Source organism: Dactylosporangium sp. NPDC005572 (assembly GCF_040605515.1).
In the GTDB taxonomy this organism is placed as follows: domain Bacteria; phylum Actinomycetota; class Actinomycetes; order Mycobacteriales; family Micromonosporaceae; genus Dactylosporangium.
Map to the genome: position 1 here is coordinate 1 of NZ_JBEXCY010000412.1, position 3435 is coordinate 3435.

Consider the following 3435-nt stretch of genomic DNA (forward strand, 5'->3'; position numbering starts at 1 on the left):
TCCAGGGCATCCAGTTCATGCTGGCCGACATGGGCATGAAGCTGGAGGCGGCCCGGCAGCTCACCTACGCCGCGGCCGGGAAGTCGGAGCGCGGCGACGCGGACCTGACGTACTTCGGCGCCGCCGCCAAGTGCTTCGCCTCCGACGCCGCGATGCAGATCACCACGGACGCGGTCCAGCTGCTGGGCGGCTACGGCTACACGAAGGACTTCCCCCTGGAGCGCATGATGCGCGACGCCAAGATCACCCAGATCTACGAGGGCACCAACCAGGTCCAGCGCATCGTGATGGCCAGGCAGCTGCTGCAGGGCTAAAATCCGGCAGCTGTGGCGCGCATTCTGGTCACCAGCCTGCCGTTCGGTGGGCACGTCGGGCCGATGTCGGCGGTCGCCGCCGAGCTGGCCCGGCGTGGTCATGACGTGACGGCGCACACCGGCGCGAAGTACCGCGGCCGCTTCGAGGCGGCCGGCGCGCGCTGGCTGCCGTGGACGGCCGCGCAGGACTTCGACGACGCCCGGCTCGCCGACACGTTCCCGCGGGTCGGGGACGGCAAGGGGATCCGGGCCAACTTCGCCAACTTCACCGACGTGCTCGTCGGGACCGCGGCCGGGCAGGCCGCCGACATTCTCGCGGCGGCACCGTTCGACCTGCTCGTGACCGACCAGCTGGCGTTCGGCGGCGCGCTGGCCGGGGAGCGCCTCGGGGTTGCGTGGGCGACCGTCGCCGTGATCCCGCTGACCCTCGCCAGCCGCGACCTGCCGCCGCCCGGGGTGCCGGTGCGGATGTCGACCGGCCGGGCGGCGCGCTGGCGCAACGCGCTGCTGTGGCAGCCCCTGCTGCTGGCGAACCGCCTGGCGATCGAGCCGCGGATCGGCCGGATCCGGGCCGCGACCGGGCTCGGGCCCGCCGCGGTCCGCGGCCCCGACGGGCTGTACTCGCCACACCTCGTGCTGGCCCAGGGCGCCCCCGGCCTCGACTATCCGCGCAGCGACCTGCCGGCGCACGTGCACTACGTCGGGCGGCTCGCGCCGCCGGCCGCACCGGTGGGCGACCCGGTTGGCGACCGGCCCGCGTGGTGGGGGGACCTGGCGGCGGCGCGCGCCGCGGGGCGGCCGGTGGTGCACGTCACCCAGGGCACCCTCGACGTCGACCCGGCCGACCTGCTCCGGCCCGCCCTCGAGGGCCTGGCCGACGCCCCCGTTCTGGTCGTCTGCACGACCGGCGGCGCACCTGCCGACGTCCTCGGCCCGCTGCCGGACAACGCCCGGGCGGCGCCGTTCCTGCCGCACGACGAGCTGCTGCCGCTCGTCGACGTGGTCGTCTCCAACGCCGGCTGGGGTGGGACGCTCGCGGCGCTCGCGGCCGGGGTGCCCATGGTCGTGGCCGGCGCGACGCTCGACAAGCCCGAGGTGGCGCGCCGGGTCGCCTGGTCCGGGGCCGGGATCGACCTGCGCACGGGCACGCCCCGCCCGGCCCGGGTGCGCGCCGCGGTCACCCGGGTCCTCGGCGAGCCGCGGATGCGGGAGCGGGCCGCCGAGCTGGGCGCGGCCCTGGCGGCGGCGGGTGGCGTCCCCCGGGCCGGGGACCTGGTCGAGGAGCTGCTGGCATGAGCGAGCCGCCGCCGGGAACGCCCGAGCTGCACGTCGTGCGCAGGAGGCGGCCCGTCACGAGTGCCGAGCTGCTGCCCGCCGAGCGGGCGCAGCTCGCGAAGGTGTGGCAGCCGGTGGACCTCGACGACGTCCTGCTCGACGAGGAGAACGAGGTCGAGACCGCCGAGGTCGTCGACGGGCACGGGACGCTGCGGTACCGGCTCTACGGCTGGAACTACGGCGGCGGCTACCTCTTCCCGCCCGACGGGCTCGAACCCGTCGCGTCCGGGGCGCAGCACGACATGGAGCACCGCAGCGCCGGGCAGCGGCCACTCTTCGCGGCCATGGACCGGGCGCTCAAGGCCGGCGGGCACGGGTTCCAGCAGCCGCTGCACTTCTGCTGGGAGAACGACGCCTGCTGGGAGGGGCTGACCTAGGCCATCAGGCGTTGTTCCCAGGCCCACGCGGCGATCTCCACGCGGTTGCGCAGGCCCAGCTTCGTCTGGATGCCCGAGACGTGGCTCTTCACCGTGGACAGGGAGATGAACAGCTCGGTCGCGATCTCGCGGTTCGTGCGGCCCCGCGCGATCGAACGCACGACCTCCAGCTCGCGGTCCGAGAGCGGGCGCAGCGGTGGGAGCGACGGCGGTGGGGCGGTGGCGGACGTCAGGTGCCGCAGCAGTCGTACCGTGACCGACGGCGACACCAGCGCGTCACCCGCATGGGCGGCGCGGACGGCCTCGACCAGCAGGGCCGGCCCGGCGTCCTTCAGCAGGAAGCCCACGGCGCCGCCGCGCAGGGCGCCGTAGACGTACTCGTCCAGGTCGAACGTCGTCACCACGATGACCCGCATCGGGTGCAGCGCCCGGGTCACCTGGAGACCGTCCAGGCGGGGCATGCGGATGTCGACCAGGCACACGTCGGGGCGCAGGCGGCGGGCCAGCTCCACCGCCTCGACGCCGTCGGCGGCCTCGGCGACCACCTCGATGTCGGGCTGGTCCTCCAAAATCAGGCGCAGGCCGCCGCGGACCATCGCCTGGTCGTCGGCGACGAGCACGCGGATCGTCATCGGGCCTCCCGCGGCAGGACCGCGCTGACCGCCCAGCCGCCGGACGGGGCGGGGCCCGCCGACAGCTCGCCGCCCAGCGCCTCGACCCGTTCGCGCATGCCGATCAGGCCGTAGCCGCCGGCAGCGGGGGCGGGCGACGGCCCGTCGTCGAGCACCGTCACCGTCACCGACGACGGCGACTCCCCGACAGTGACGCTCACCGATCGCGCCCGAGGCGCGTGGCGAGTCACGTTGGTCAATGACTCCTGCACCACGCGGTACACCACCGCCGACACCGCCGGTGCGCACCGCAGGCCGCCGGCCGGCAGGCGCAGCCGCACGGGCGGCCCGCCGTACCGGCTCACCAGGTCGCCCAGGTCCTCGCCCTCCCGCAGCAGGGCCACGACCCGGCGCATCGCGGCGAGCGCCTCCGCGCCGGCCGTCTCGATGCCGGCCAGCGCGCCGTCGACCTCGCCGGGCCGGCGGCGGGCCAGGATGCGGGCGGCCTGGGCCTGCAGGACGATGCCGGTCACGTGGTGCGCCACCTCGTCGTGCAGCTCGCGGGCGAGGTCGAGGCGCACGGCCGCGGCGGCGTCTCGGCGGCGCCGGTCGCGCTCGCGCAGCAGGAGGCCGGCGACGACGGCGGCCAGCCAGGCGAGCAGGTTCAGCCCGGTCACGGTCGGCACCCCGGCGCCCGCCGAGTTCCCCGTGCACCAGCTGGCGGCAGCCACCGCGAGCCCGCCGGCGGCGACGCCGGCCGCGGTGCGGGCCGGCCGGTGGCGGACCGCGGCGGCGACC

Annotated in this window: 5 protein-coding genes; 3 read left to right on the forward strand and 2 right to left on the reverse strand. The window is 76.0% G+C overall.

The annotated features are described in order from the left end of the window. The 3 genes from ABZS66_RS61005 to ABZS66_RS61015 form a co-directional block, all read left to right on the forward strand. Positions 1–314, forward strand: a 314-nt coding sequence (locus tag ABZS66_RS61005) for an acyl-CoA dehydrogenase family protein (protein ID WP_354774060.1), incomplete at its 5' end; no start/stop codon positions are given. A 12-nt stretch (positions 315–326) separates the two neighbouring features. After that, positions 327–1610 (forward strand): glycosyltransferase, encoded by a 1284-nt coding sequence (locus tag ABZS66_RS61010; RefSeq protein ID WP_354774062.1) that lies wholly within the window; start codon positions 327–329, stop codon positions 1608–1610. Continuing rightward, positions 1607–2026 (forward strand): hypothetical protein, encoded by a 420-nt coding sequence (locus ABZS66_RS61015; RefSeq protein ID WP_354774064.1) that lies wholly within the window; start codon positions 1607–1609, stop codon positions 2024–2026. The genes ABZS66_RS61010 and ABZS66_RS61015 overlap by 4 nt, the downstream gene beginning before the upstream one ends. On the opposite strand, the gene ABZS66_RS61020 is transcribed toward ABZS66_RS61015, so the two are convergent. Both ABZS66_RS61020 and ABZS66_RS61025 read right to left on the reverse strand, forming a co-directional pair. Further along, positions 2023–2658, reverse strand: coding sequence for a response regulator transcription factor (locus tag ABZS66_RS61020; protein ID WP_354774066.1), 636 nt, complete (start codon positions 2656–2658; stop codon positions 2023–2025). The two genes, ABZS66_RS61015 and ABZS66_RS61020, sit on opposite strands and share 4 nt — an antisense overlap. Beyond that, positions 2655–3435, reverse strand: a 781-nt coding sequence (locus ABZS66_RS61025; RefSeq protein ID WP_354774068.1) for a histidine kinase, incomplete at its 5' end; no start/stop codon positions are given. The genes ABZS66_RS61025 and ABZS66_RS61020, both read right to left, overlap by 4 nt.

Coding starts and splice junctions, on each gene's coding strand:
- ABZS66_RS61015 (WP_354774064.1), top strand. CDS start 1,607: ATGAGCGAGCCGCCGCCGGGAACGCCCGAGCTGCACGTCGTGCGCAGG.
- ABZS66_RS61020 (WP_354774066.1), bottom strand. CDS start 2,658: ATGACGATCCGCGTGCTCGTCGCCGACGACCAGGCGATGGTCCGCGGC.